This is a genomic window from Luteibacter aegosomatis (assembly GCF_023078455.1).
Lineage (GTDB): Bacteria > Pseudomonadota > Gammaproteobacteria > Xanthomonadales > Rhodanobacteraceae > Luteibacter > Luteibacter aegosomatis.
Genome location: NZ_CP095740.1, coordinates 4,202,793 through 4,227,909 on the forward strand (window position 1 = coordinate 4,202,793; position 25,117 = coordinate 4,227,909).

The following is a 25,117-nucleotide window of genomic DNA, read 5'->3' on the forward strand; positions in this document are numbered from 1 at the left end:
CATAATCCGAACACGGGGACATGGCGAGTCGACGACGCCTGACGGTTTTCCGTCGGGGCCAGTCGACGTTGGGGGTCATGCCATGCCATTGAGGCTTAACGGAATCCGCTGTGGCACAACTTAAATATCTGTTGCAACAGGCGTTCGAACGGTCACAGGCCCCTTCGAGCTTCGCCCCCGATCCGGCCGCGATGGGCCGCTTTCTCGACGCCTGTCACCGGCGCCGCTATCCCGGCAAGACGGCGATCATCCGCCCCGGCGATCCGGCCAATACGCTCTATTACGTGGTGGACGGGTCCCTGGCCGTCTGCACCGAGGACGAGGAAGGTCGCGAGCTGATCCTGGCCTATATCAACCGGGGCCAGTTCATCGGCGAGATGGGCCTGTTCGTGGAGCAGGCGCAGCGCGAGTCGCTGGTGCGCACGCGCACGGCCTGCGAGATGGCCGAGATCAGTTACGAGCGTCTGTTCCAGCTGCTCGAAGGCCCGCTGGCCGCCGAATGTCCCAAGCTGCTGTTCGCCATCGGCTCCCAGCTCACCCACCGCCTGCTGCGCACCTCACGCCAGGTGAGCCGCATGGCGTTCATGGACGTCACCAACCGCGTCTCGCGCACGCTGCTCGATCTGTGCCAGGAGCCCGATGCGATGACCCACCCGGACGGCACGCAGATCCGCATCTCGCGCCAGGAAGTCAGCCGGATCGTCGGTTGCTCGCGCGAGATGGTGGGCCGCGTGCTCAAGCAGCTCGAGGAAGAGCGCATGATCGACGTGTCCGGCAAGACCATCGTGGTGCGCGGCACCCGCTGAACCCATGGCGAGGGGCCTCAGCCCCCCTGGTACACCATGTAGACGTCGGCCCGTTCGTAGTGCGAACCGGGCCGCGCGCCCTCCTGCATGACGAAGCCGGCCCGGCCGTACATGCCCACCGCCCGCGTCAGGCGGCTGTTGGATTCCAGGAACAGCGTGCCGCCGCCCAGCCGGCGGTATTCGCCGATGGCCGCGTCGAGCAGCTTCCTGCCGGCGCCGAGGCCGCGGTAATTCTCGTCCACCGCCATCTTGGTCAGCTCGTAGACGCCCTCGCCTTCGTGGATCAGCGCGCAGGTGCCGACGACCTCGCCGGCGTACAGCGCGAAGAACACCTGGCCGCCGGCGCCGACGATCATGCCTTCCGGATCGGTCAGCACGGCGCGGTCCACGTCCTCGATGCGGAAATAACGCTCCAGCCACTGCCGGTTGAGGCGCAGGAAGTGCTCGCGCAGCGACGGGTCGTAGGGCACCACGCGCACGTTCTCGCGCACCAGTTCGGCATGCTTGGCCAGGATCGCCGGCACCACCGGGCGCTCCGCCAGCGCCCGTTCGCAGGCGTCGATGGCATCGAGCATCTCGGCGCCACGCGGCCCCAGGGACTCGGCCATGCCGCGGCGGATCGACAGCCAGACCGGCCCCAGCGCGCCCAGTGCGCGCTCGCCGGCGTCGGTCAGCGCCAGCACGCTGCGCCGGCCGTCCTGCGGATCGCGCTGGCGCACCACCATGCCCGCGTCCACCAGCCGATCGGCCAGTTGGCTGACCGCCGAATGCGTCTGGCCGATGGCCAGCGCCACGTCGGTGACGGTACTGGGCCCCACGTCGCGGAGGAAACGCAGCACCGGAAACCAGCGCGACTCGATGCCCGCCCCGCACGCCCGGTAGACCTCGTCGACCGCCTGGTAGAAATGATCGCTCAACGCCTTGAGGCGGCTACCGAGGGCCAACTCGCGGAGCGAGGAAAGATACATGCGTAAGTCCTTACATGACTGATGGAGCGAGCACGACACTACGGCGACCGATTGCCGCACGCAACCAATTTTGACCCGCTTTCATGCGGAAAAGGCATAGGCCTTCGTATATGGTTACTTCTGACCCATATCCAGGGTACGCATGGACTGGAGCCAATTCCTCACCTTCGCGGGCGTCGGCCTGCTCGCCCAACTGGTGGACGGTGCCTTGGGCATGGCGTACGGCCTGGTGTCCAATGCCGTGCTGCTCGCGCTGGGCCTGCCACCGGCGGTCGCCAGCGCGACGGTGCATACCGCCGAGGTGTTCACCACCGGCGTATCGGGCGGGGCCCACGCCTTCTTCGGCAACGTCGACTGGAAGGCTTTCCGGCGGCTGGCCATCCCCGGCGTCATCGGCGGGGTGATCGGCGCCTGGTTCCTCGCCAGCGTGCCGGGCGACGCGATCAAGCCCTTCGTCTACGTGTACCTGCTGATCCTGGGCATCGTGGTCCTGGTGCGGGCCGCCGGCCGCGTGGTGTCCCACCACCGCGTGCGTCACAAGGGGGTCGTGGGCTTCTTCGCCGGACTGCTCGATGCCATCGGCGGCGGTGGCTGGGGGCCCATTGCCACGTCCACCCTGCTCGCCCGCGGCGGCGCGGTGCGCCAGACCATCGGCACCGTCAACGCGGCGGAGTTCGTGGTGACCCTCGCCGTCTCCGCCACGCTCGTGGCCCACCTGGGCGTCAGCCACTGGCCGATCGTGCTGGGACTGCTCACCGGCGGCGTCATCGCCGCGCCGGCCGCCGCCTGGCTGGTGAAGCACCTGCCGCCACGCTACGTGATGACGGCCGTGGGTTGCCTGATCGTGGGGATCAGCCTCTACCAGCTGATCAACTACATCGTCGTCGCGCGCTAGAACCAATCCAGCGTTTCGAGGCGTTCGCCGAGCAGCTTGCGCATCTTCTTGACCGTCTTGGGATGGGCGTTGACGAGTTTGGGCGCGTCGGCGATGCGCAACAGGGGCAGGTCGGACAACGAATCGCCGTACGCGACGGCACAAGGACGCGCGATGCCTGCCCGCTGGACGGACACCGGCTTCACGCCGTCGACGTTGTGCACGACGAAACGCACGCCGAACAGCCCGCCTTTCGTGCGCGAGGCGAGGAGCTCGCAACCGGCGAGGTTCACTTCGTCGAGGATGGCCTGCACGAGCGTCGCATCGTTGCCGGTGACGATCACCACGCGATCGCCCGCGTCCAGGTGACGGCGCAGCGTCGCCACCGCATCGCGGACGAACACGCCGGGCCGGCGCGCATACGTGCGTGCGAAGGCCGTCACCTTCCGGCGATAGCTGGCTTCGCTCCGGCCGAACGTCACCACGCGGAGGAAGACTCGCCCGAGAAACCGGTTGCCGCCCACGCTCGGCAGCAGCACCGGCACGAAGGGCACCAGCGGCAGGACCAGCAAGAGCCGCCAGCGGCCGAAGCCTTTCAGGCACTCGCGAAAATACAGCTCGAGCGTCTGGTGACGCACGATCACGCCATCGAAATCGAACAGCGCCACGCGCCGCGCATCGGCGGCGACCTCGGTCGCCACCGCATCCATCCCCTGTGTCATCGCCGGATCAGTGCCGGTGAACGTGCGGATGCGGGTTCGAGAAGAAGAGCTTTTTCAGTTCTTCGCCCGGATCGGCGGCACGCATGAAGGCCTCGCCGACCAGGAACGTGTGGATGCCCGCCTCGCGCAGCTTGCGGATGTCCTCGACCGTGTGGATGCCCGACTCGGCGACGATGGCGGTCTCGGGGCCGACGCGATCCTTGAGCTTCAGCGAGGTGCCGAGCGAGGTCTCGAAGGTGCGCAGGTTGCGGTTGTTCACGCCGATCAGCGGAGCCGGCATGCCGAGCGCGATTTCGAGTTCTTCCTCGTTGTGCACTTCCACGAGCACGTCGAGGTCGAGTTCCGCGGCGAGCAGCGACAGTTCGGTGAGACGATCCTCGTCGTAGATGCGGTCGCCGTCGGCCTCTTTCTGCGCGAAGGCGGACACGATGAGCAGGATGCAATCGGCGCCGATCACGCGTGCCTCGTACACCTGATATTCGTCGACGATGAAATCCTTGCGCAGGATCGGAAGATCGCAGGCGGCGCGGGCCTGGCCGACGAAATCTTCATGGCCCTGGAAGAAATCCGCATCGGTGAGCACCGACAGGCAGGTGGCACCACCGGCGGCATAGCTGCGGGCGATGGCGGCCGGATCGAAGTCGGGGCGGATCAGGCCCTTGCTTGGGCTGGCTTTCTTGATCTCGGCGATCACGGCGGGCTGGTTGTCATGCAGCCTGGCGTCGATGGCGGCGACGAAACCGCGCGTGTCTTCGAGATCGGCGATGCGCGCGGCAAGATCGTCCAGGGAGCGCTTGCGGCTGCGTTCGGCGATCTCTTCCAGCTTGCGGTCGAGAATCCTGTGGAGAATGTCGGGCATCGATGCGCTTCCTAAAGGCAAGGCCGGCGCGCGGGGCCGCGACGGCGATATCAGGCGCCGAGCCGCTGGGTGGCGGCCACGAACGCCTCCATTTTTACACGAGCCGCGCCGCTTGCGATGGTGGCCCGGGCAAGATCGATGCCGGCCTGTATCGAAGGGGTGACATCGGCCGTATAGAGCGCGGCACCGGCATTCAAGCAGACGATGTCGTGGGCCACCCCCGGCGTGCCGGAAATCGCGTCGAGCAGCATCGCCTTGGACTCGTCCGCGTTTTCCACCCGGAGGTTGCGGCTGGAGGCCATGGACAACCCGAAATCTTCCGGTTCGATCTCGTATTCGCGCACGTCGCCGTCGCGCAGCTCACCCACGAGGGTGCCCGCGCCCAGCGAGATCTCGTCCATGCCGTCGCGCCCCCAGACCACCATGGCGTGCTTCGCGCCGAGGGCCTGCAATACGCGCACCTGGATGCCGACGAGGTCGGGGTGGAACACGCCCATGAGGATGTTCGGGGCGCCGGCCGGGTTGGTCAGCGGGCCGAGGATGTTGAAGATGGTGCGCACGCCCATCTCGCGGCGAACCGGCGCCACCACTTTCATGGCGGGATGGTGGTTGGGCGCGAACATGAAGCCGATGTCGGTCTCCTCCATGCAGACGGCGACTTGGGCGGGCAGCAGTTCGATGCGGGCGCCCAGGGCCTCCAGCACGTCGGCGCTGCCCGACTTGGACGAGACGCTGCGGCCGCCGTGCTTGGCCACGCGCGCACCGGCCGCGGCCGCCACGAACATCGAGGCGGTGGAGATGTTGAACGTGGACGCGCCGTCGCCGCCCGTGCCCACGATGTCGACGAAATGCGGATGCGACCCGGTTTCCACCTTCGCGGAGAGATCGCGCATCACGCGCGCCGCGCCGGTGATCTCGCCGACCGTTTCCTTCTTCACGCGAAGACCCGTGAGGATCGCCGCGGTCATCAGCGGGCTGACGTCGCCGCGCATGATCTGGTGCATCAGCTCGATCATCTCGTCGTGGAAGATCTCGCGATGCTCGATGGTGCGCTGGAGCGCCTCGGAAGCGGTAATCGGCATGGAACGTCCCGGTGGATCAGGCGGCGAGCGGAAGCGGCATGCCGAGGAAATTGCGCAGCAGGTCGTGGCCGTGCTGGGTGAGGATCGACTCGGGGTGGAACTGCACGCCCTCGATGTCGAGGGTGCGATGGCGCAGGCCCATGATCTCGTCGATGGAGCCGTCGTCGCGTTCCGTCCAGGCGGTGACCTCCAGGCAATCGGGGATCGAATCCTTCTCGACCACCAGCGAGTGGTAGCGCGTGGCCTCGAAGGGATTCGGCAGCCCGGCGAACACGCCCTGCCCGCGGTGCTTCACCGGGGAGGTCTTGCCGTGCATGATCTCGCGCGCCCGGATCACCTTGCCGCCGAACACCTGGCCCAGGGCCTGGTGGCCGAGGCAGACGCCGAAGATCGGCACCTCGCCGGCCATCTCGCGCAGCACGTCGAGCGACACGCCCGAGTCGTCCGGCGTGCCCGGCCCCGGCGAAATCATGATGCGGGACGGCGCCAGCGCGCGGATGTCCGCCACCGTCAGCGCGTCGTTGCGCACCACCTTCACCTCCTGACCCAGCTCGCCCAGGTACTGGACGAGGTTGAAGGTGAAGCTGTCGTAGTTGTCGATCATCAGGAGCACAGGACTTATCCCATTGATTATCTGGGTGTTTCCAAAGATTCGCTCGTGAGGGTCGAGGCCACCGGCATCGGCTCACGCGTCGTGGGTGACATTATCCCCTGAACCGGTTGTCTCACGCAGCCCGCTCGCCACGATCCGCAAAATGCGAGAATCCCCGGTTCTTGGCAGGCCCTGCCGCCGCAGCACGCACCGCGAACCCCGTGAAAACACCCCCAGGATTGCAGGCACTGATCGACGACGGTGTCATCGACGAAGTGCTGCGGCCGCTCAAGAGCGGCAAGGAAGCCTCCGTGTACGTCGTGCGCAGCGGCGACGAGGTGCGCTGCGCGAAGGTCTACAAGGACATGGCGCAGCGCAGTTTCCAGCAACGCGTGCAATACCAGGAAGGCCGCAAGGTGCGCGGCAGCCGCGAAGCCCGTGCCATCGGCAAAGCCACGAAGTTCGGGCGCAAGCAGCAGGAAGAGGCCTGGAAGAACACCGAGGTCGATGCGCTCTACCAGTTGTACGACGCAGGCGCGCGGGTACCCCAGCCCTACGGGTATTTCAACGGCGTGCTGGTGATGGACCTGGTCACGGACGCCGACGGCTTTTCCGCGCCGCGCCTGGGCGAAGTCGACCTGGACGCGGAACAGGCCCGCGCGTTCCATGCCGTGCTGGTGCGGCAGGTGGTGTTGATGCTTTGCGGCGGCCTGATCCATGGCGATCTGTCGCCGTATAACGTGCTGGTCGGCCCCGATGGCCCCGTGGTGATCGACTTTCCGCAGGTCGTCAGCGCCTCGGGAAACAACGCCGCGCGCACGATGCTGTTGCGTGACGTCAACAATCTCACGGCCTACCTGGGACGCTCGGCACCGGAGCTCCTGGACACGTGGTACGGCGAAGAGATGTGGGCGCTGTTCGAAGCCGGCGACCTGCTGCCCGATACGGCGCTAACGGGCCAGTTCACGCCCGACGAATCGGAAGTGGACCTCGACGGGGTCCGCGAGGCCATCGAGGACGCGCGCCAGGAAGCGTTGATACGCCAGCAAGGGCGTGAGGCGGCGGAAGAGGACTGGTAGGCCATGGCGATAACCGATCGCCTCGCCGCGGACACCGGCCTGCGCCGTTGGGACGGCCCTCAGAACTTCTCGCCCACCGGCAGGTAGCGCCACATGCCCGGCGGCATCGCGCCATTCGGCCCCTTGCCCAGGCCCACCTTGCCGATGCGCAGGCGCCGGATCGACACCACGCCCAGGCCCACTTGCGCGCACATGTGCCGTAGCTGGCCGTCCTGCGCGCCCTTGATGGCGAATCGCAGGCGGGTTTCGTTCTGCCAGCTGACCTTGCCCGGCGACGGCGGCCGCCCCCTGAAGGCGAAGCCGTTACTCAGTTTCTGCAGACCATAGGGCGCCATCTCGCCCCTGACTTCGACGACGTACTCGTGCTCGATGAGCGCAGCGTCTTCGGTCAGTCGACGCCATACCCGGCCATCCTGGGAGAAGACCATCAGGCCGCTGGCTTCGGCATCCATCGACACGAGCGGAGTCAGCCTGTGGAAATGCCGGCGCAGCAGGCGCTCGCCACTGGGATCGTCGGGCCAGCGGGTATCGGCCGTCACCAGCGAGATCGCTGGCTTGACGCCATCGATGGCGTCGTACCCCGGCGGCTTGTGCAGCAGGATGGTGGCCGGTTCCACCGCGTCCAGGCGCGCATCGGGATCGAGCTCGACGCGTTCGTCCGTGACGCGATGCTGCGGCAGTTCGATCACCACGCCATCGACCGACACCCAACCGTTACGGATGAACTGCTCGGCATCGGCACGCGACACCCCGAACCGTTCGCAGACGCGCTGGGCAAGACGGAGGGGAGCGGTCATGGGCTTTACCGGTGGGCGGGTGGACCAGTGTACCCATCGCAAGGAACTACCGGTTGAGGAAGCACAGGTTCCGCCCCATGCTTGAAGATGGATTTCGTCGTCCGGGCGACGTCGCCGCTTCCATCCACTTCAAGGAACACGTCATGGAATACCGTCAACTCGGCCGCTCCGGCCTGAAAGTCCCCGTCCTGAGCCTCGGCACCGGCACTTTCGGCGGCGCGGGGGAATTCTTCGAGCGCTGGGGGTCCACCCAGGTCGCGGAGGCCAGGCGCATCGTCGACCTCTGCCTGGAGCAGGGCCTCAACTTCTTCGACACGGCGGACATCTATTCGGCCGGCGGCTCCGAGGAAGTGCTCGGCGAGGCCCTCAAGGGCCGTCGCGACAAGGTGCTGATCGCCAGCAAGGCCACGTTTCCCATGGGTGACGGCCCGAACGACAAGGGCTCGTCGCGCTACCACCTCGTCCGCGCCTGCGAGGCCAGCCTGCGCCGCCTGCAGACCGATCACATCGACCTGTACTTCATGCACGGCTTCGACGCGCTCACGCCGGTCGAGGAAACCCTGCGCGCGCTCGACGACCTCATCACCGCCGGCAAGATCGGTTACATCGGCGCGTCCAATTTCTCCGGCTGGCAGCTCATGAAGTCGCTGGCCGTTTCCGAGAAATACGGCCTCGGCCGTTACGTGTCGTACCAGGGCTATTACTCGCTGATCGGTCGTGACTACGAGTGGGAGCTGATGCCGCTCGCGCTCGACCAGGGCGTCGGCACGATGGTGTGGAGCCCGCTCGGCTGGGGTCGCCTCACGGGCAAGATCCGCCGCGGCAAGGCGGCCGACACGGGTCGCATCGCTTCCGGTGGCGCCGTGGGCGGTCCGCCGGTGGACGACGAGAAGCTCTACGACATCGTCGACGTGCTCGACGAGATCGCGCAGGCCCGTGGCAAGTCGATCGCCCAGGTGGCGCTCAACTGGCTGCTCACCCGCCCCTCGGTGGCGAACGTGGTGATCGGCGCGCGCAACGAGGAACAGCTCACGCAGAACCTCGGTGCCGTGGGCTGGTCGCTGACGACCGACGAAGTGGCTCGCCTGGACAAGGTGAGCCAGGCCACGCCCGTGTATCCGTACTGGCACCAGAAGGGTTTCGACGAACGCAATCCGAAGCCGACGACCTGGTAACGACGCGGACGCGTAGAGGTCGCCGTCCATCGTCGGACGGCGGCCACGTCCCCAGTGGACACCGCCGGTACGCTCGGTCACCCGTAGTACACGCCCTGTTCGCGACCTCGTCCCGACACTGTCCGCCTTTGCGAACACGTCACGATGGACAGGTTCATCCTCGAAGCCAACGCATGGTTGCCTAACAACGACCGTCTTCCCGTGCTCGTGTGGCACGGCGTGGCTTCCGCCGACGCGGACGTCGCCGGCGCGATGGAAGCGTTGTTCCGGCGCAACGGTTGGGAGCCCCAGTGGCGCGATGGGGTGTACGGCTATCACCACTATCATTCCACCGCGCACGAGGTGCTCGGCATCGCGCGGGGCCACGCGGCGTTGCTGCTGGGCGGCCCGGACGGACGCGAGGTGCGCGTCGAACGCGGCGACGTAATGCTGCTGCCGGTGGGCATCGGGCACTGCCGCCTTTCGGCCAGCGACGATTTCCTCGTCGTGGGAGCGTATCCGCCCGGACAGGCGTGGGACATACGACGCGAGGCGGCCACGGAAGAGATGAGGCACCGCATGAGGCATCTGCCGTTTCCGGCGACGGACCCCGTCGAGGGGACGTCCATGTCACTGTTCTGGCCGTCATGACGCTTCGCGTCGCGGGGTTGCGGCATCGTCAAGACGCCCATGCCATGATCGGCCCATGAGAAGCCTCGATTTCAGCTCCTGGCAGGCCCTGCTCTCCACCCTGCTCGGCCTGGCGATCATCACCCTCATCGGCGTGGGCATCCGCCTGCTCACCATGCAGCTCGTGCAGCAACGCAGGGAACGGGAGAACCGGCAGATCAACGAGCGCCTGCGCACGCTGATCGCCGCCTACAAGACGCTGGGCGGTTCGTTCACCGGAGAGCTTTCGGTGGATCCACGCCATCTTCGCGACCTGCGCAAGTCCGAAGGCGAAGGCGTCATCGACGCCTTACCAGGCAGTGAGCGTTCGCGTCGCGTGCGTGACGCCGTCGAGGCCGCGTTGTCGGACATCATCCTGCTGGGGACCGAGGAACAGGTCGAATTGGCCGCGAAGGCGGCGAACGAACTGGTCGCGGGCCGACCGGTACATACCCATGATCTGGTGGTATCGCTCCGCGGCTTCATCCGTGGCGTGCTCGATCTCGACCCTATCCCCGCCCGCGTTTCGATTCCCAACCAGGGCCCGTCGCGCAGCGTCTCGGGCGGAAACGGCAAGGGCGGCGGACGGGACGAAGGCGGTCGCGGCGGCAAGGGCGGCGGTGGTATGGGCGGTGGCATGGCCGGCATGGGCATGGGCCTTGGTGCCGGCACGGCCATCGGCGACGCGCAAGCGGACGACCACCCGCACGGGTGATCGCCCGCAAGGGGATCAGCCGACGCGGGCCAGCAGTTCGTCGGTGGTGGTGGTCTCGCCCAGGCGCGGAAACACCTTCGTCAGGCTGTTCTCATGCATGCCGGCATCGAGGTCGGTCATCGCGTCGGTGACCAGGACCACGTGGTAACCCAATTCGCTGGCGAAGCGCGCCGTGGATTCCACGCCGATGCTCGTCGCGATACCCACGATCACCACCTGCTCCACGCCCTTGCCGCGCAGCCAGTTGTCCAGATCGGTGGTCTGGAACGCGCCCCAGCGCTTCTTGGTGACGAGGTGATCGGTCGGCGCTTGTGCCATGTCGGGCACGATGCGGGCGAATTCGGGATCGGACGGCAATGGGCGGGGGCCCATGTCGGTGCGGCCGGGCGCACCGGCATCCACGTTCACGAGAACGACCGGACGACCCGAGGCGCGAAAGGCGCGGGCGATCCTGGCCGAGCGTTCCACGACCGGCGCGGCGGGCTCGATGAGCGGCAGATTGACGATGCCCTGCTGAAGGTCGACGACGATCAGCGCGGCGTTGGCGTCGAGTTGGGTAAGCGACATGGGAGTGCCTTTAGGGTGCGGGGGAAGAGGACGCCGCGCGCGACAGCGTGCGGTCGACGAGGGTGGCCAGGAGGAGCACGGCATTCACCACGCCCATCACGAGGGCGAGCGAGTGCAGGCCGTGATCGGTGGCGTGCTGGCCGTAGGCCACGCCAAGCAGGCTGGTGGCCGCGATCGCGCCGATGTACGTCGCCGTGCGTTGCAGGCCCGAGGCCGCGCCGAGGCTCGCCGCCGGCGCCTGCAGGTAAACGGCTGCCTGCGTGGTCGTCGACACCAGGCCGAGCGTGACCCCGAAGAACGTCACCGCGGCGGCCATGATCCACAAGGGCGTGGCGGCATCGATGCGCAGGAGGGCGACGCAACCGAGGATCGACGAGGCGAAAGCCACCAGGAACGGGCCACGCAAGCCGCGCGTGCGCGCACCGGCCAGCGAAGCGACGCCCGCCACCACCGACATCGGCAGGGTCGCCAGCCCGGCGGCGGCCGCCGAGTAGCCGGCCGCGTTTTCCACCCACTGCGCGAAACCGTAGAAAACGCAGTACGCCGTGGTGAACGCCGTCGCGGTGCGCAGGTAGGTCACGCTCAAAGGCACGTGGCGCGCCAGCATGCGCAAGTCGAGGAAAGGATCGTCCCGGCGCAGGGAGTGCCATGCGGTTGCCGCGCCGAGCAGCGCGGCACAGGGCAGCATGGCCCAGCGCGGATGCTCCAGGTCCATGAGGAACACCATCGCCGCGATCAGGGTGCCGGCGAAAAACGCGACGCCGGACAGGTCGACGTCGGTCGCCAGCCCCTGTCGGCGTGACTCGCGCGGCGCATCCTTCGGTACCCATGCCAGCACCATGCACAGCGTCCCCAACGCCAGCGGAATGTTCACCGTGAAGATCGCATGCCAACCGAAGGCGCTCGTCAACACGCCGCCCAGCACCGGACCGATCGCCGTCGTGGCGATGCCGGTGAGCGAAAGCACGCTCAAGGCGACGCGTGGCGGCGCGCTGCCCGTGCGGTCCGCGCGTTCGCGGAACAGGCGCATCGCGGACGGATAGGCGCCCGACGTGCCGATGCCCAGCAGGACGCGCACGCCCACCAACCAGGGCAACGAAGGCGCCCAGCGGCCCAGCACGCCGGCCGCGGCCACCAGCAGGAGCGACACGAGATAGACGCGCCGCGCGCCCAGCAGGTCGGCCAGGCGGCCCATGGTGGGCTGGGCTACCGCGCTGGTGAGGTATAGACCCGCGATGAGCCAGCCGGTCTGCGCGACCGTCGCGTGGAAGTCGCGCGAGATCGGCACGAGCGCCGTGGCGATCGCCGTGGAGTTCACCGGGTTGAGCGACGAACCCAGCGCCAACGGCAACACGAAGCGTACGCCGAAAGGCTTCGCCACCACGCCCGCGGCATGCTCGCCGTCGACACGGCGCATCACGATGCCCGTGGGGTGGCGTCGGCCAGGCGCGCGATCACCTTGACCGCACGCGCGAGTTCCTCGCGTTCATCGTTCGAGAGCCCCGACAGCGCCGAGGCGAGCCAGGCCTGCTTGGATTGGCGCACGCGGCGGTGCGCGTCGGCGCCCAGGGCGGTAAGCGAAAAAAGAAACTGGCGCCCGTCGCTGGGATGCGGCGTGCGCTCCACCAGGCCATCGCTCTCGAGCGCGGCAAGCGACACGCCCATCGACTGCGGCTTGACCGATTCGGCGCGGGCGAGGTCCGCGATCGACATCGGCCCCGACGACGTGAGTCGCGTGAGGGTCGCCGTCTGCGACCAGGTGAGTTCGAGGTTGTTGGATTCGGCGCGAATCCTGCGGATCAACTGACCGCAGGCGGCGAGCAGGTCGGCGGCGGCGGTTTCGGTATTGGGAAGACGGGCCATGGAGGGCACGTTAGTCTTCGACAGGCAAACTTGCAAGTTAAACTTGCAAGTTTGCCTTCGAAAGTTTTCGCGCGGGACGGCCCGCCGGGATCAGGAACGGGCGATCTTTTTGTCGGATCGATCACCGTCCGAATCGTCGTCGTGTTCGGACTTGGGTTTGATCGACATCAGTTCCAGCGGCGAACCGTCCGGCAGGCGCACGCGCCAGCCGCGTTGCAACTCGGCCAGGTCGTTGAGGCGGGGGCAGATGCCGTTGGAGCGCGCTTCCAGATCCTTCGAGCGCTTGTCCATTTCGCCGTCCAGGGCTTTGTCCAGCGAGGCGGCGCGTTCCTGCAACGAGGCCATCTTGGCCGTGTCGCCGGAAAGCGCGGCCGTCACCGCGCTGGAGGTGACCGAGCCGACGAGCTCGCCCACGGAATCGGAAATGGAATCGGCCATCAGCCCGGTCATGCGGTCGGACGACCAGTGGCCGGCGCCGACGCCCTGATCCACGGAACGCAGGGCCTCGGCCTGTTTGCGCCGCAGCTTGGCGAGCAGGGCGTCGCGCTGCCCGGCCTCGGCGAAGGTCATGGTCACCGTGGTCATGGCCGAATAGCCCATGTCGATGCCTTCCCGGGCCACGGCGGCCACTTCCGGCAGCAGGCGGCGCACGCCATCCTCGTAGCGGCGCAGCGCGGCGGCGTCGGCCGCGGAGACGCTCGTGTCGCGTCCGTCGACCTTGAGGGCGCCATCGTGGAGGAAGATCCGCGACGGCGTGCCCGAGTCGCGATGGAACGACAGGCCGGCCGCGGTCACGTCCACGTCGTAGAGGGTGCCGTAGTCGTACTTGCAGGTATCGGTGCTGAAGCTGAAGCCCTTGGCGGCGGCCCCGGTCGAGACGATGGCGAGCGTCGCGGCGAGCGAGGCGGCGATGATGGCGTGGCGCATGGTTTCCCCTCCCCGGAACATCCGGATACGACGGCTCAGATGCCGCCTGACGGAAGAAGGTTTATGCCGCCCGGGGGCGTCGCGCATGGGCGCTTGGTCATGGCCTGACTTTCGGCAGGGTCAGGCCAGGCCGTGTTCGCGGGCATATTCGGACAGCCGACTGTCGTGATCGATGCCAAGCTTCTGCATGGCGTCGCGCTTCTGTCGGCTCACGGTCTTCACGCTACGGCTCAGGCGCTCCGCGATGGCCGAAATCGACATCCCGCCGACGTAAAGGCGCACCACTTCGATTTCGCGTATCGACAGCCTGACCCGGGCACCCCGGGCCGGCAGACCCGCGTCGTCGAATTGCCGTTGGATGGTATCGCTGACGAACGGCTGGCCGATGGCGGCACGCCGCACCGCCAGCGGCACCTCCGTGAGCGGCGCGCGCTTGTCGCACAGACCCAGCGCGCCACGCGCACGCATCGTCTGCAGCACGGGAAGATTGTTCACCATGGTGAGTACGACGATGCGCACTCTCGGAAAGCGGCGATGGATGGTATCGAGCATGAACAGCCCATCGCCGCCGCCGGGCATCGAGAAATCGGTGACCAAAACGTCGCAGGGGCATGACGCGAGCAGCTCGACGAGGGCATCGCCGTTGGTGGCTTCTCCCACCACGTCGATGCCGCCGGCCGCTTCCAGCGCGGCGCGCGTACCCATGAGTACGACGGGATGATCGTCGGCGATGATCGTTCGAAGAACCATGTTTCCACTGGCTGCGGATAATGCGCAGCCTCTCTCCGTGAGTTGTGATACTCAGTGTCACGGAGATTACCGTAATTAACCGTTCGTGGTCGAAGGAACGACATGAAATCGCTTTTTTCGCTTTTCGTCGCAGGGTTCTTCGCATGGGCGAGCGCCTCGGCATCGTCGCTGCCCGATGCGTCGAAACAATGGTTGCTCAGGCATCCAGTTATCGTCGCCGCGACGTACGCCGAAGGTTACGCGCCGTTCGAACGGGTGCACGACGGCCACGTCGACGGACTGGCCACCGAGTATCTGCGCCGTCTCGCCGGCGATCTCGGCATCGGCGTGCGTTTTCGCGTCTATCCGGACTGGCCTTCGGCCATGGCCGCCGCGCAGTCCGGCGAGGTCGATCTGCTGATGGACGTCGCCCCCACGCCGGAACGCAACGGCAAGCTGCTGATCGGAGCACCCTATTACGAATCGTCGCCGGTCATCGTCCTGCGGCGAGACGATACGCGCGTCGCGCGTTTCGACGACCTGCGTGGCGCGCGCGTGGCAACGCAGGCGGGGCAAGCCGAAGACGACGTACTTCATCGCTACCTGCCCGATGCCCACGTAACGAACGTGCCCAGCGTCGCCGCCGCGTTGCGGGAACTCGAGCGCGGCACGGTGGACGCCGTCATCGGCGATCCGCATGCGCTGGATACCGCCATACTGGCGGCCGGGCTGGGAGATCGCCTGCGCATCGGACCGCCGGCACCCCTGCCGTTCTCCACGTTGTCCTTCGCCGTCGCAGCGGGAAGCGGGCACGCGCCGCTGCTGACTGCGCTCGACCACGCGTTCGCCCAGCTCGGGACCGACGACCACGCGCGACTGCGTTCCGCCTGGATCGGCGACGAGCCGGGCCGCTTCGCCGCGGAACTGGACGTTCCGCTCAGCGCCTCCGAGCGCGCATGGCTGGCGCGCCTCCCGCCGCTGCGCATCGCCATCGACCCCACGGCCGCACCGGTCACGCTGCTCGATCGCGACGGCAAACCCGATGGACTGGCAACCGACTATCTTCGCGACGTCGCGCGCGTGCTGGGCCTGCGCTTCGACGTGGTGTCCACCGACAGCTGGCAGGAGACGGTGCGGCGGGCCTCGGCGGGCGAGATCGACCTGCTGCCCGCGGCCTCCCCCCGCAACGAGGCGCTGTCCGGCCGCTTCGACTTCACCGCGCCCTATACCGAGTTTCCCGTCATGGTCGTGACGCGCGAGGACGCCGTCACGGTGTCCTCCGTCGACGATCTGGCCGGCCGCCGGCTGGCCGCGAACCTCGCGCGCCCGGCGGTCGCCCGTGCGGTGGAGGGTATCGCCGCGAGTGACACGCTCGCGGTGTCGTCCGTGCGCGAAGGGCTCGACGCCGTGCTCGACGGGCGGGCCGATGCCTACGTCGGCGACGTCGCCAGCACCGAATACCTCGTGCGGCGGGACTATCCCGCACGACTGAAAGTCACGGCGGCCACCGGGGAACGCGACGAGATCGCCATGGCGGTGGAACGGCGCTACGCCAAGCTGATTCCCCTGATCGACAGGGTGCTCGCGCGCATGCCCGAGCGCCGTGCCCAGGCCATCGCCAATACCTGGCTTCGCTCGCACTACACCTGGGGCGGATCGTGGGGCGAAATCGCCCGCAGGGTGGGAATCGCGGGCGTCGCCATCGTCGCTCTGCTGCTTGCCGTAAGCCATGCCTACGTGCGGCTGCGCCGCGAAACTCGCCGGCGCAGGGCCATCGAGGACCAGTTGGCCGACGTCACCCGCAGCGTGCCCGCGGTGGTCTACCGATTTCGCCACCATCCGGACGGGCGGATCGAGTTCACCTACCTCGGCGGCAACCCGGAGCCGATCTTCGGCGTCGGCGCGGAGGTGTTTCTCCACGACGAGCGCAGCGCCTTCGCCCGCATCGATCCTCGCGACCAGGGGCCCTTGCAGGCGGAAGTCGCCCGCGCCGCCGCGTCGCTCACGCCGTTGCATGCCGAAATGCGCGTACGCGACAGCGAACCCACGCGCTGGATCGCCTCGCACGCGCTGCCGCGAGCCGACGGCCCGGTGGTGGAATTCACCGGGTACTGGATCGACATCTCCGAACGGCGCCGGCAATCGAACCAGCTGGCCGCCGCCAAGGACACCGCCGAGAAGGCCACCCGCGCGAAGAGCGAATTCCTGGCGATGATGAGCCACGAGATCCGCACGCCGATGCATGGCATCGTCGGCATGCTCGACCTACTCGGCGATACGCCGCTATCGGCGGAGCAACGACGATTCCTCGACACCGCCGGGCATTCGGCCGATGCCCTGATGCACATCCTCGACGACGTGCTCGACTTTTCCCGCATCGAAGCCGGACGGCTCACCGTCGAGGCGACCCCGGTGGATATACGAGCGCTGGTGGACGGCATCGCCGGGCTGTTCGCCGGCCAGGCCGCGCGCAAGGGGCTTCACCTGTTTCACGAGGTCGACGACCACGTGGCGCCATGGTCCAGCGTCGACGGCATCCGCCTGCGCCAGGTGCTCGTCAACCTGCTCAGCAACGCGATCAAGTTCACGGCGGAAGGCCACGTGAGCCTTCGCCTCGAACGCGTCGCGGAACGGGAAGCCGGCCAACATCTGCGCTTCACGGTGGCCGATACCGGCATCGGCATCGCCGAGGACGATGCCCGCCGTCTGTTCACGCCGTTCAGCCAGGTGGATTCGTCCTCGGGGCACGTCGGCGGCAGTGGACTGGGGCTCGCCATATCCCGACGGCTGGTCGACCTGATGGGGGGAACCATCGACTTGCGCAGCGAACCCGGCCGCGGCACCCGAGTGGACGTCGATCTCACCCTGCCGCGCAGCGCCGCGGGCGAACGAACCATCGCGACGAAACAGAAACAGGGCCATGCGTTCCCGGAGCGCGTACTCCAGGTGGTGGTCGCGGAGGATCATCCGATCAACCGCGAACTGGTCGCGGCGCAACTGGAGCGACTGGGACATCGCCATCACGTGGTCGCCTGCGGCGAGGAAGCCCTTGAACTGGCCGCGTCGCTCCCCGCCGACGTGTTGCTCACCGATCTGCGCATGCCGGGCCTGGATGGCTACGGCCTCACGCGCGCCCTGCGCGAGCGCGGCTCCCGCCTCGCCATCGTCGCCATGACGGCCAATGCCATGGAAGGTGAAAAAGAGCGCTGCCTCGACGCGGGCATGGACGGTTTCATCGCCAAACCCGTGCGCATCGACGCCTTGCGCCTGGCGCTGGCCACCTGCGTACCCGACGACGAAGCGCCGTGGGATACCGCATTGCTCACGGAGACGTTTGGCCATCTCGGCGTACTTCCTTCGCTGGTGGATCGCTTCGCCGAGTCCACGCGGGAAGACATCGCGCACATCCATGCGCTGAGCCACCCGGGACAGGTCGCCGAACGCATCCATCGCCTGTTGGGTGGCATGCGTGTATTCGGCACCTCATCCGCGGCGCGCCTCGGTGAGGCCCTCGAAATCGCGCTTCGTGGCGATCACGCGCGCGAGGCGATGCAGCGGGTTCCCACCTTCATCGACGTGGTGGAGGCCTATCTCGAACGGCTGCGACGCGGTGTGGCGCGACTTTCCGATCGACGTGAAACGACGAAGGATTTTTCAGAATAGTCTGATACCCCTGCCCCACTCGCTTTCGCATCATGTCCCCCATCCGTGCGCCTGCGCGAAACGACGAGGACATGCGATGTCGCAGACCATCATCGACTATCACATCGCCGAGATCGACGGCTTTTGGGGCATCTTCCGCGAAGGCGTGCAAATCGCGCGTCGTATCGATGCCGCGGACGCCATCGCCTTCGCGAACTTCTTCGCCGATCGGGAAACCCTCGTGACGACGTCGCCGGTGCGGGTGTCCGCCGGCGACTGCCTTCAGCGGGAACTCCAGCGCATGCGCCGTGCGGCATGATCGACGCGTGGCGCCGGACTCAACGGCCGGTCGCGCCGCCCAATTGCACCATATCGAGGTGAAGCAGGCGCAAGCGCGCGATGTGCCGCCCCACGGTGGCGCGATCGTTGGATGAAGCCTCCAGCTTCAGGAATGCATCCAGCAACCGGCGCTCCATGTATTCCAACGTACGGATATAGGTGACGTCAGGGTCGTGAGAGAGCCGGGCCGATGCCTCGACCACGGTCCGGCGCACGCTTGAAAAGGCACTGCCCGCCGTCGCCGCGCGGCCGCCGACGGCATTCACCTCGGCCTGGAGATCGTTGGCGATGGCGGTCAGCGAAGCGGCCGACTCATCGAGAATCGCCGCCAGACCCGGTTCGCGCACGCCCCGGGCGGCTTGCAGATAGAGGTCGCGATCCGCGATGACCCGGCGGATCAACCCATTGACGACTCGGACGGCACGGCGTTCCATGGGTCGAACGTTAGCGTCGATGGTCTTAGCCGGTCATAAACGTGGGGTTTCGCCGCTCAGCCTGTGGTCATTCGCTTGGTTCGAGCAAGCGTAACGGCTGGCCCGACGCGTCGCGCAGGCCCGATTGGAGATCTTCCAGTTCGCGGAGGGAGGGGCACAGTGCTCGTACCCGGGGTTCGAGGGACGATCTCAGCTTCGCCACCACCCGGGCCTGCCCACCGGTCGTCACCGAGGCGACCCGGTCGCGCAGGGCCGCGGCACCCTGCAGGTCGCCGTTCAGGGCCATCTGCATCGCCTGGCCGCCGACGTCCTGGGTAAGCACGGGTGCGATGTCGGAGACGATCTCTTGGGCGTAGGCGCGCATCGCATCCTCCTGCCAGTCGCGGGTGCTCTGGCTGGCGGCGATCCGCCGTTTGATGTCGGCCACGCGTGCATTCAATACCCGGTCGAAGTCACCGCTGGCGACGGCATCGGGCGCGGCCGACAGGGCCTCGTCGCGTACCGCACGGGCGGCCACGTCCACGCCATCGGTGGCGATGGCCTTCGCCTTCGGCACGAGGGCGCGAACGCGAGCTTCGAAAAGGGCGACGCGATCCTGCTCATCGGGGCGCAAGCCCACCGCGCGGCCATCGGTGGCGAGGCTACCGTCGTGCATGCGCACCGCATGAGGTGCCACCCCTTCCCTCTCGAACAGCAAGGCATCGGGGCGCACGGTGAGGTCATAGGTACTCGCCACGCGGCAGGCATGGTCGAGATCCTGGGCGGCGGCGCCGCCGGCGAGGCAGGCAGCCACGAGAAAAACGAGGGGGCGGGCACTCATGGGGAATCCGGCGAAAAGCCCCTCGATACCTTCCGAGGGGCGAATCGGGGCTGAACCAGCGGCGCTTACAGCGCCACCTGCCCGAATTGCTCGCGCACCTTCAAGCTACCCAGGGCCCAGGCAAGCCAGGCCAGCACCGGTATCGACACCAGCTTTAGCACCACGCCGATGAGCAGGATCGCGCGGTGCTTGGTGGCCATCTCGAGCAACGGCGCGGGCAACCCGGGCTGGGAAAGCACCACGCCCATCTGCTGCCATTGGTCGTAACCCACCCAGGCGGTGTAGGCCGCCCAGGCGACGAGAAGCAGGGCGATGACCCGCATGCCCGACCGGGCCCATTCGCGCCAACGCAAGGTGGACAGCGCGAACACCATCACCACGAAGGCGGCCAGCATGTAGCCCACGGTCCAGGCCAGTGCCACGCGCGGGTCGGGGCCCTGACCGGCCGCCTCCGCACTCATGGCGGTCACGGCATGGCCGATCACCACCGCGGCATAGGTATTGAGCACGAATCCCGCGGCGGCCAGCAGCATCACCAGCCAGACCAGGATGCGCCACGGGGCGAAAGGACGGCCCCCGCCGGGGGCCGCGAGCTTCTTCAACGCCATCAGGCGCCCTTCTTCAGCTCGGCGAGGTCCGCGAGCACCTGACCGGAGTTCTTCTCCGGATCGACATCTTTATAGACCTTGGCGATCTTGCCCTGGGGGCTGATGAGGAAGGTCTCGCGCAGCGCGTACTTCTGGCCCTTCGGGCTGGTGGTCAACACGCCGTACTTCGTCGCGACGGCGCTGTCGGCGTCGGACAGCAGCGGGAACGGCACGTGGTACTTCTCGGCGAACTCGGCATGCGACTTGACGTCGTCGAGGCTCACGCCCAGCACCTGGGCGCCGGCCTTGTGCAGCTTGGCCGTGTCGTCGCGGTAGGTGCAGACCTCGGTGGTGCAGCCGGCGGTGAAGTCCTTCGGGTAGAAGTACAGCACCAACCATTCGCCCTTCTTCGTATCCGAAGCCAGGGTGTGCCATTCGCCCTTCTGGTCCTGCAGCCTGTAATCCGGGGCTTGGTCGCCGACCGTCGGCTGGGCGGCCCAGGCGGACACGGTGGCGAGACTGAGAGCGAGCGAGACGAGCAGACGACGCATGGGGGGAACCTCGCGGGTTGGGATCGCGTGAGTGTACTCGCCATGCCCCAAAGGTTGCCCCTGCGCACGAAAAAGGCGCCTCTGGGGGGCGCCTTTTCCGGTCACACGAACTGCCGAGCTTACTTGAGCTTTTCGATCTCGAACTTGCTCAAGTCGACGCCCAGGTTGAAGCCACGGCCGGTACCGGTAATGGCCAGGGACACCTCGCCCTTGGTCATCGCGGCGCTCTCGGCACTCTTGACCGCACCGGCGTTGGCACCACCGCTGGCGTAGTCGCCGTAGATCTCGTGGATGCCCTTGACGTTGGTGAACTCGCCCTTGCCGTCCTCGATGCTGAACTTGCCGGCCGTGAGGCCGCCGCCGCGCACGTGGATGATCACGTCGGCGCTCTGGCCGTTGTCGCAGCGGACATGGCCGCGGCCGTCGGCCTTCTTGTAGATGGCGGCCCAGCCCGTGGTGCTGAAGGTCATGTGGCACTTGGTCGCCGCTTCGGCAGCGTGTGCCGGCTGCGCCGCGAACGCGCCCGCGGAAGCCAGAGCCAGGACGGCCAACCCGGTAATGCGCTTGATCATGTTCTTTCTCCCTGCTGGAAATGGCGAATGGGCGGGACGAGTATCGTCCGGCGGAGGCATTGTCCACTCACGAATGTGAAGAAAGGCGGAGCGGCCGCGGGGCCGTTCAGGCCCGGCGCGGAATCGTGGACGGCCGGTGAATCCATTTCCCGATCACGCGCGCCGGGCCTACCATGGCGCCGTCCCGCACGATCCCCGAAAATAAGGAAGCCTTTCATGCCCAATCACATCCTCGTCGGCTACGACGGGTCGGAAACCGCCCGGCGGGCCTACCTCTTCGCCCTCGACCTGGGGGTCTGTTCCAAGGCCAGGATCACCCTGCTGTCCGTCTACCAGCTCGAGAACGGGGCGGACACCGCCGGATTGGTGATGACCGAAAACAGCGGCAAGCGGCTGGACGAGCTCCGTGCCGAGGTCGCGGCCCTCGCGCCGTCGCCGGGCGCCGAGGTGACGGTCGACCTGGTCCAGGGCAGCCCGGGGGACGCCCTGCTCTCCTACGTCGAAAAGCACGGCATCGACCACATCGTCATCGGCCATACCGAGCGCGGGGCCCTGGCCCGCTGGCTGGTGGGCTCGACGTCCACCGACGTGCTGGCCCGGGCCCACGTGCCCGTGACCGTGGTTCGCTAGCCCGATGAGGCACGCCGGGCGGCAGTCGTAGCCATTCGCGCCCGGCATTTGTCACAATTCGGTCAGACGCCCCAGGGGGCGATACCACATGAGCGCCGAGGACCACCCGCAGTGAGTTACACCGCCAGCCTGCCATGGACGCTTGATAAGCTCGACTTCTCGCGCATCGACGTCGCCAAGGTCAGGGACAACGAAGACCTCTTTTTCCTCCTGTGCAGTTCGTCGTTCGTCGAGAGCGGCTCGGACCTCTACACGCACAACCTCGTCGACCACTTCGCCGGCGACGACGAACTCCAGGGGTGGTTGCGCGACCACTGGGAGCACGAGGAACTCCAGCACGGCCGTGCGCTCGCGGCGTACGTCAAGCACGTATGGCCCGAGTTCGACTGGGACGCGGGGTTTCGCAACTTCTTCGCGCATTACGGCTCGGTCTGCACGTCGGAAGAACTCGAACCCAACCGAGGCCTCGAACTCGCGGCGCGTTGCGTGGTGGAAACCGGCACGGCCAGCCTCTACCGCGCGTTGAACGACGTCACCGACGAGCCGGTGCTGCGCGAGCTGACCAACCTGATCAAGAGCGACGAAGTGCGGCACTACAAGCACTTCTACCAGCACTTCCGCATCTATCGCGAGCGCGACCGCATCGGCCGCATCAGCACGCTGCGCACCCTGCTCAAGCGCCTGAGCGAGATCAAGAACGAAGACAGCGACATCGCGCTGCGCCACGTGTTCAACACGCGCTATCCCGACAAGGCGCACGACGATGCCGAGTTCCGTCGCGTCACCTCGCGTGCCGAGGGCATGCTCAAGCGCCACATCCCGGCCGAGATGACGGTGAAGATGCTGCTGCGTCCGCTCGATCTGCCCGCGCGGGTGAACACCTTCCTCGAAAAGCCGTTGACGCGGATTACCGAGAAGCTGTTCCTGCACTGACGGCATTCGCCAGAACCGGAATCGCGGCCCTGGGGTCCTGCGCACGCGGGGACCCAGGGCGTGGGTTTTCGGGCAGGTCCCGCCGCGTCACTTTTTCTTCTTCGCCACGGTCTGCCATTTGTCCGCATCGAAGCCGCCCGTCTCGAACGTGAGGGTGGTTTCGCCTCGGCTGACCGTCACCACGTCGATGGTGAGCCGCCTGGTGTTCGCAAGATCTTTCAGGAACTGCGCGTCGTTGCGGAACAGCAGCGCCGGTTCGCCGGTCGGCGGACGGAAGGCCTTGATGGTTTTCGCCTTGCCGTCGAAGCTGGCCTTGAGCGAGCAGTCGCCCTTGCAGACGAAACCCTTGCCGGCCACGGCGTAGAGAAACACGCTCTGCCCCCAATCGGTGTGGCGGCGCAGGATCAGCCGCACGGTTTCATCGCCCGACGGACGCGACGACTGGATCGTGGCCGTGCTCTGCGTGCCGCCCTGCATCGGCGACACCTGGTACAGCCACAAGGCCGCGAGGCGATTCTTCTCGGTGGTTTGCTTGTAATTCGCCTCGAGCGGGCCGAGGGTCTTCTTCACCTCGGCGGCCGCCGGGGAATCGGGAAACTTGTCGACGATCTCATGGCCGATCTGCACGGCGGGGCCGTCGTTGTGCAGCTTCAGCAGCTGCTGGTAGATCTCCAGCTTCTTCGCCGCGTCGGCGTTCGTGTCGTTCGCGGCGGCGGCCTGCGGGGAGGCCGCCTGTTGGTCCTGCGGCGAGGAGCATGCGGCGAGACCGAGGACGGCGAGGAGGGCGGCGATACGGCGCATAAGCTTGCGATTCCCTGGATAGCGAGCCCCTAGCTTCGCCCGTGGGGCGCTTCCGATCAATTCTCGCGGGCGTCGCGACACACCGGCCGGCGTAAAATCGGGCCATAGCCCCAAGGATCTCCCATGCCTCCACACTCCTCCGGAGCCGATTCGCTGCTCCGCCACCGGGCGTTCGTCTTCTACTGGTTCGCCCGCAACGCATCGAGCTTCGGCTTCCAGATGATGTCCGTCGCCGTAGGCTGGCAAATCTACGCGATCACCGGCCGCGCGGTGGACCTGGGCCTGATCGGCCTGGTGCAGTTCGTACCCTCGGTGCTGCTCGCCCTCCCCGCCGGCCACGTGGCCGACCAGTTCGACCGCCGGCGCATCGTCAAGCTGTGCCAAGCGGTGGAATGGCTCGCCATCGTGCTCCTGGCCGGTTTCAGCCTGAGCGGCCACCTCGATGAGGCGGGCATCCTCGCGCTCGTGTTCGTGGTGGGCGTCGCCAAGGCGTTCGAATTCCCGGCCATGTCCTCGATGCTGCCCGCCCTGGTACCGACCCCCTTGCTGCCGCGGGCGATGGCCTCGTCGTCCGCCGCCGGGCAGGCCGCGATGATCGCCGGCCCAGCCCTGGGCGGCCTGCTGTACGTGGCCGGCCCGGCCACCGTCTACGGCGTCTCGGCCCTGCTCTACCTCGTGGCGCTGACGCTGATGTCGAGACTCGTCTACGACCACGCCCCACCGCGCCGCGAACCGGCCACGCTGAAGACACTCTTCGCCGGCGTCCACTTCATCCGCCACCGGCCGGCCGTGTTCGGCGTGATCTCCCTGGATCTGTTCGCCGTGCTTCTGGGCGGCGCCACCGCCCTGCTGCCGATCTTCGCCCGCGACGTCCTGCATACCGGCCCCTGGGGCCTCGGCCTGCTGCGCTCGGCGCCCGCCGTGGGCGCCCTGCTGATGTCGATATGGCTGTCCCGGCATACCCTGGAACGCCGCGTGGGGCCGATCATGTTCGCCTCGGTGGCGGGCTTCGGCCTGGCCACCCTGGTCTTTGCGGTATCGACCTCGTTGCCGCTGTCCCTCGCCGCGCTGTTCGCCCTCGGCGCTTTCGACATGGTGAGCATGGTGATCCGCGGGGCCCTGGTGCAGCTGGAAACGCCCGACGACATGCGCGGACGGGTGAGCGCCGTGAACGCCATCTTCGTGAACACCTCCAACCAGCTCGGCGAATTCGAGTCGGGCATCCTCGCCGCCGCCGTCGGTGCGGTCAATGCCACGGTCATCGGCGGTATCGGCACCCTCGTGGTGGTGGGGCTGTGGATGTGGTGGTTCCCGTCCCTTCGCCGGCGCCAGGGGCTGGTTTCCGAACCCGCGCCCCCGGAAGGCGCCAGCGACACGATCTGACAAGCGGCGCGTTTAGTGTTAT

The 25,117-nt window shown here is 67.3% G+C and carries 28 protein-coding genes; 11 read left to right on the plus strand and 17 right to left on the minus strand.

The annotated features are described in order from the left end of the window. The first annotated feature begins 110 nt into the window (after positions 1-110). Positions 111-806: a cAMP-activated global transcriptional regulator CRP gene (gene crp / locus L2Y94_RS18945; RefSeq protein WP_144916163.1), complete on the plus strand. Its 696-nt coding sequence runs from the start codon at positions 111-113 to the stop codon at positions 804-806. Positions 807-823: 17 nt separating this feature from the next. Here the strand turns inward: crp and L2Y94_RS18950 are convergent, their stop codons facing one another. Then, a complete protein-coding gene (locus L2Y94_RS18950) occupies positions 824-1,774 on the minus strand; it encodes a bifunctional helix-turn-helix transcriptional regulator/GNAT family N-acetyltransferase (RefSeq protein WP_247371077.1) in 951 nt (316 codons plus the stop codon). A 142-nt stretch (positions 1,775-1,916) separates the two neighbouring features. Here L2Y94_RS18950 and L2Y94_RS18955 point away from each other — a divergent pair, with 142 nt between their 5' ends. Then, positions 1,917-2,669 (plus strand): sulfite exporter TauE/SafE family protein, encoded by a 753-nt coding sequence (locus L2Y94_RS18955; protein WP_247371079.1) that lies wholly within the window; start codon positions 1,917-1,919, stop codon positions 2,667-2,669. Here the strand turns inward: L2Y94_RS18955 and L2Y94_RS18960 are convergent. Genes L2Y94_RS18960 through L2Y94_RS18975 form a run of 4 tightly spaced genes read right to left on the minus strand, consistent with a single transcriptional unit; the run spans position 2,666 to position 5,924 of the window. After that, a complete protein-coding gene (locus L2Y94_RS18960) occupies positions 2,666-3,370 on the minus strand; it encodes a haloacid dehalogenase-like hydrolase (RefSeq protein ID WP_247371081.1) in 705 nt (234 codons plus the stop codon). The genes L2Y94_RS18955 and L2Y94_RS18960 overlap by 4 nt on opposite strands. A 7-nt stretch (positions 3,371-3,377) precedes the next feature. After that, positions 3,378-4,229, minus strand: a complete 852-nt coding sequence (trpC, locus tag L2Y94_RS18965) for an indole-3-glycerol phosphate synthase TrpC (RefSeq protein ID WP_247371082.1) — start codon at positions 4,227-4,229, stop codon at positions 3,378-3,380. A 50-nt stretch (positions 4,230-4,279) separates the two neighbouring features. After that, positions 4,280-5,311, minus strand: coding sequence for an anthranilate phosphoribosyltransferase (gene trpD / locus L2Y94_RS18970; RefSeq protein WP_247371085.1), 1,032 nt, complete (start codon positions 5,309-5,311; stop codon positions 4,280-4,282). A gap of 16 nt (positions 5,312-5,327) precedes the next feature. Beyond that, positions 5,328-5,924 (minus strand): anthranilate synthase component II, encoded by a 597-nt coding sequence (locus L2Y94_RS18975; protein WP_247371087.1) that lies wholly within the window; start codon positions 5,922-5,924, stop codon positions 5,328-5,330. Between the two features lie 200 nt (positions 5,925-6,124). On the opposite strand from L2Y94_RS18975, the gene L2Y94_RS18980 reads away from it, so the two are divergent. Continuing rightward, the gene (locus L2Y94_RS18980; protein ID WP_247371089.1) at positions 6,125-6,982 is read left to right on the plus strand and encodes a PA4780 family RIO1-like protein kinase; all 858 of its coding nucleotides are present in this window, start codon (positions 6,125-6,127) and stop codon (positions 6,980-6,982) included. A gap of 59 nt (positions 6,983-7,041) precedes the next feature. On the opposite strand, the gene L2Y94_RS18985 is transcribed toward L2Y94_RS18980, so the two are convergent. After that, complete coding sequence (locus L2Y94_RS18985; RefSeq protein WP_247371091.1) at positions 7,042-7,779, minus strand: rRNA pseudouridine synthase; 738 nt, start codon at positions 7,777-7,779, stop codon at positions 7,042-7,044. 143 nt (positions 7,780-7,922) lie between these two features. Here L2Y94_RS18985 and L2Y94_RS18990 point away from each other — a divergent pair, with 143 nt between their 5' ends. The 3 genes from L2Y94_RS18990 (at position 7,923) to L2Y94_RS19000 (ending at position 10,317) form a co-directional block, all read left to right on the plus strand. Continuing rightward, the gene (locus tag L2Y94_RS18990) at positions 7,923-8,954 is read left to right on the plus strand and encodes an aldo/keto reductase (protein ID WP_247371093.1); all 1,032 of its coding nucleotides are present in this window, start codon (positions 7,923-7,925) and stop codon (positions 8,952-8,954) included. A 144-nt stretch (positions 8,955-9,098) separates the two neighbouring features. Then, a complete protein-coding gene (locus L2Y94_RS18995) occupies positions 9,099-9,584 on the plus strand; it encodes a cupin (protein ID WP_247371095.1) in 486 nt (161 codons plus the stop codon). 55 nt (positions 9,585-9,639) lie between these two features. Then, positions 9,640-10,317, plus strand: coding sequence for a hypothetical protein (locus L2Y94_RS19000; RefSeq protein ID WP_247371097.1), 678 nt, complete (start codon positions 9,640-9,642; stop codon positions 10,315-10,317). A 15-nt stretch (positions 10,318-10,332) separates the two neighbouring features. Here the strand turns inward: L2Y94_RS19000 and L2Y94_RS19005 are convergent, their stop codons facing one another. From L2Y94_RS19005 to L2Y94_RS19025, 5 genes are all read right to left on the minus strand, one after another. After that, positions 10,333-10,884 (minus strand): isochorismatase family protein, encoded by a 552-nt coding sequence (locus L2Y94_RS19005; RefSeq protein WP_247371100.1) that lies wholly within the window; start codon positions 10,882-10,884, stop codon positions 10,333-10,335. A gap of 10 nt (positions 10,885-10,894) precedes the next feature. Then, a complete protein-coding gene (locus L2Y94_RS19010; RefSeq protein ID WP_247371101.1) occupies positions 10,895-12,301 on the minus strand; it encodes an MFS transporter in 1,407 nt (468 codons plus the stop codon). Then, on the minus strand, positions 12,301-12,747 hold the full coding sequence (locus L2Y94_RS19015; protein WP_247371104.1) for a MarR family winged helix-turn-helix transcriptional regulator: 447 nt from the start codon (positions 12,745-12,747) through the stop codon (positions 12,301-12,303). Before L2Y94_RS19015 ends, L2Y94_RS19010 begins: the two co-directional genes overlap by 1 nt. A gap of 90 nt (positions 12,748-12,837) precedes the next feature. Beyond that, positions 12,838-13,674, minus strand: coding sequence for a DUF2884 family protein (locus L2Y94_RS19020; protein ID WP_247371106.1), 837 nt, complete (start codon positions 13,672-13,674; stop codon positions 12,838-12,840). A 120-nt stretch (positions 13,675-13,794) separates the two neighbouring features. Next, entirely contained in the window at positions 13,795-14,424 is a 630-nt protein-coding gene (locus L2Y94_RS19025) for a response regulator (RefSeq protein ID WP_247371107.1), read from the minus strand. Between the two features lie 102 nt (positions 14,425-14,526). Between L2Y94_RS19025 and L2Y94_RS19030 the strand changes: the two genes are divergently transcribed. Both L2Y94_RS19030 and L2Y94_RS19035 read left to right on the plus strand, forming a co-directional pair. Continuing rightward, positions 14,527-18,066, plus strand: a complete 3,540-nt coding sequence (locus tag L2Y94_RS19030; protein WP_247371110.1) for a transporter substrate-binding domain-containing protein — start codon at positions 14,527-14,529, stop codon at positions 18,064-18,066. A 76-nt stretch (positions 18,067-18,142) separates the two neighbouring features. After that, on the plus strand, positions 18,143-18,364 hold the full coding sequence (locus tag L2Y94_RS19035) for a hypothetical protein (RefSeq protein ID WP_247371112.1): 222 nt from the start codon (positions 18,143-18,145) through the stop codon (positions 18,362-18,364). Between the two features lie 19 nt (positions 18,365-18,383). On the opposite strand, the gene L2Y94_RS19040 is transcribed toward L2Y94_RS19035, so the two are convergent. The 5 genes from L2Y94_RS19040 to L2Y94_RS19060 form a co-directional block, all read right to left on the minus strand. Continuing rightward, positions 18,384-18,818: a PA2169 family four-helix-bundle protein gene (locus tag L2Y94_RS19040; protein WP_247371115.1), complete on the minus strand. Its 435-nt coding sequence runs from the start codon at positions 18,816-18,818 to the stop codon at positions 18,384-18,386. Between the two features lie 67 nt (positions 18,819-18,885). After that, the gene (locus L2Y94_RS19045) at positions 18,886-19,638 is read right to left on the minus strand and encodes a DUF2884 family protein (RefSeq protein WP_247371116.1); all 753 of its coding nucleotides are present in this window, start codon (positions 19,636-19,638) and stop codon (positions 18,886-18,888) included. Positions 19,639-19,703: 65 nt separating this feature from the next. Then, positions 19,704-20,246, minus strand: coding sequence for a hypothetical protein (locus L2Y94_RS19050; RefSeq protein ID WP_247371117.1), 543 nt, complete (start codon positions 20,244-20,246; stop codon positions 19,704-19,706). Further along, positions 20,246-20,776 (minus strand): peroxiredoxin, encoded by a 531-nt coding sequence (locus L2Y94_RS19055; protein WP_247371119.1) that lies wholly within the window; start codon positions 20,774-20,776, stop codon positions 20,246-20,248. Before L2Y94_RS19055 ends, L2Y94_RS19050 begins: the two co-directional genes overlap by 1 nt. 119 nt (positions 20,777-20,895) lie before the next feature. Continuing rightward, the gene (locus L2Y94_RS19060; RefSeq protein WP_247371120.1) at positions 20,896-21,348 is read right to left on the minus strand and encodes a hypothetical protein; all 453 of its coding nucleotides are present in this window, start codon (positions 21,346-21,348) and stop codon (positions 20,896-20,898) included. Positions 21,349-21,564: 216 nt separating this feature from the next. Between L2Y94_RS19060 and L2Y94_RS19065 the strand changes: the two genes are divergently transcribed. Together L2Y94_RS19065 and L2Y94_RS19070 are read left to right on the plus strand one after the other, a co-directional pair. Next, positions 21,565-21,978, plus strand: coding sequence for a universal stress protein (locus L2Y94_RS19065; RefSeq protein ID WP_247371122.1), 414 nt, complete (start codon positions 21,565-21,567; stop codon positions 21,976-21,978). 111 nt (positions 21,979-22,089) lie between these two features. Then, the gene (locus L2Y94_RS19070; protein ID WP_247371123.1) at positions 22,090-22,911 is read left to right on the plus strand and encodes a ferritin-like domain-containing protein; all 822 of its coding nucleotides are present in this window, start codon (positions 22,090-22,092) and stop codon (positions 22,909-22,911) included. 87 nt (positions 22,912-22,998) lie between these two features. On the opposite strand, the gene L2Y94_RS19075 is transcribed toward L2Y94_RS19070, so the two are convergent. Then, the gene (locus L2Y94_RS19075) at positions 22,999-23,712 is read right to left on the minus strand and encodes a hypothetical protein (RefSeq protein ID WP_247371125.1); all 714 of its coding nucleotides are present in this window, start codon (positions 23,710-23,712) and stop codon (positions 22,999-23,001) included. A gap of 123 nt (positions 23,713-23,835) precedes the next feature. On the opposite strand from L2Y94_RS19075, the gene L2Y94_RS19080 reads away from it, so the two are divergent. After that, positions 23,836-25,095, plus strand: coding sequence for an MFS transporter (locus tag L2Y94_RS19080; RefSeq protein ID WP_247371127.1), 1,260 nt, complete (start codon positions 23,836-23,838; stop codon positions 25,093-25,095). Positions 25,096-25,117: the final 22 nt, after the last annotated feature.

Coding starts and splice junctions, on each gene's coding strand:
- L2Y94_RS18950 (WP_247371077.1), bottom strand. CDS start 1,774: ATGTATCTTTCCTCGCTCCGCGAGTTGGCCCTCGGTAGCCGCCTCAAG.
- L2Y94_RS18955 (WP_247371079.1), top strand. CDS start 1,917: ATGGACTGGAGCCAATTCCTCACCTTCGCGGGCGTCGGCCTGCTCGCC.
- L2Y94_RS18960 (WP_247371081.1), bottom strand. CDS start 3,370: ATGACACAGGGGATGGATGCGGTGGCGACCGAGGTCGCCGCCGATGCG.
- trpC (WP_247371082.1), bottom strand. CDS start 4,229: ATGCCCGACATTCTCCACAGGATTCTCGACCGCAAGCTGGAAGAGATC.
- trpD (WP_247371085.1), bottom strand. CDS start 5,311: ATGCCGATTACCGCTTCCGAGGCGCTCCAGCGCACCATCGAGCATCGC.
- L2Y94_RS18985 (WP_247371091.1), bottom strand. CDS start 7,779: ATGACCGCTCCCCTCCGTCTTGCCCAGCGCGTCTGCGAACGGTTCGGG.
- L2Y94_RS18990 (WP_247371093.1), top strand. CDS start 7,923: ATGGAATACCGTCAACTCGGCCGCTCCGGCCTGAAAGTCCCCGTCCTG.
- L2Y94_RS18995 (WP_247371095.1), top strand. CDS start 9,099: ATGGACAGGTTCATCCTCGAAGCCAACGCATGGTTGCCTAACAACGAC.
- L2Y94_RS19000 (WP_247371097.1), top strand. CDS start 9,640: ATGAGAAGCCTCGATTTCAGCTCCTGGCAGGCCCTGCTCTCCACCCTG.
- L2Y94_RS19005 (WP_247371100.1), bottom strand. CDS start 10,884: ATGTCGCTTACCCAACTCGACGCCAACGCCGCGCTGATCGTCGTCGAC.
- L2Y94_RS19010 (WP_247371101.1), bottom strand. CDS start 12,301: ATGCGCCGTGTCGACGGCGAGCATGCCGCGGGCGTGGTGGCGAAGCCT.
- L2Y94_RS19015 (WP_247371104.1), bottom strand. CDS start 12,747: ATGGCCCGTCTTCCCAATACCGAAACCGCCGCCGCCGACCTGCTCGCC.
- L2Y94_RS19020 (WP_247371106.1), bottom strand. CDS start 13,674: ATGCGCCACGCCATCATCGCCGCCTCGCTCGCCGCGACGCTCGCCATC.
- L2Y94_RS19025 (WP_247371107.1), bottom strand. CDS start 14,424: ATGGTTCTTCGAACGATCATCGCCGACGATCATCCCGTCGTACTCATG.
- L2Y94_RS19030 (WP_247371110.1), top strand. CDS start 14,527: ATGAAATCGCTTTTTTCGCTTTTCGTCGCAGGGTTCTTCGCATGGGCG.
- L2Y94_RS19035 (WP_247371112.1), top strand. CDS start 18,143: ATGTCGCAGACCATCATCGACTATCACATCGCCGAGATCGACGGCTTT.
- L2Y94_RS19040 (WP_247371115.1), bottom strand. CDS start 18,818: ATGGAACGCCGTGCCGTCCGAGTCGTCAATGGGTTGATCCGCCGGGTC.
- L2Y94_RS19045 (WP_247371116.1), bottom strand. CDS start 19,638: ATGAGTGCCCGCCCCCTCGTTTTTCTCGTGGCTGCCTGCCTCGCCGGC.
- L2Y94_RS19050 (WP_247371117.1), bottom strand. CDS start 20,246: ATGGCGTTGAAGAAGCTCGCGGCCCCCGGCGGGGGCCGTCCTTTCGCC.
- L2Y94_RS19055 (WP_247371119.1), bottom strand. CDS start 20,776: ATGCGTCGTCTGCTCGTCTCGCTCGCTCTCAGTCTCGCCACCGTGTCC.
- L2Y94_RS19060 (WP_247371120.1), bottom strand. CDS start 21,348: ATGATCAAGCGCATTACCGGGTTGGCCGTCCTGGCTCTGGCTTCCGCG.
- L2Y94_RS19065 (WP_247371122.1), top strand. CDS start 21,565: ATGCCCAATCACATCCTCGTCGGCTACGACGGGTCGGAAACCGCCCGG.
- L2Y94_RS19075 (WP_247371125.1), bottom strand. CDS start 23,712: ATGCGCCGTATCGCCGCCCTCCTCGCCGTCCTCGGTCTCGCCGCATGC.
- L2Y94_RS19080 (WP_247371127.1), top strand. CDS start 23,836: ATGCCTCCACACTCCTCCGGAGCCGATTCGCTGCTCCGCCACCGGGCG.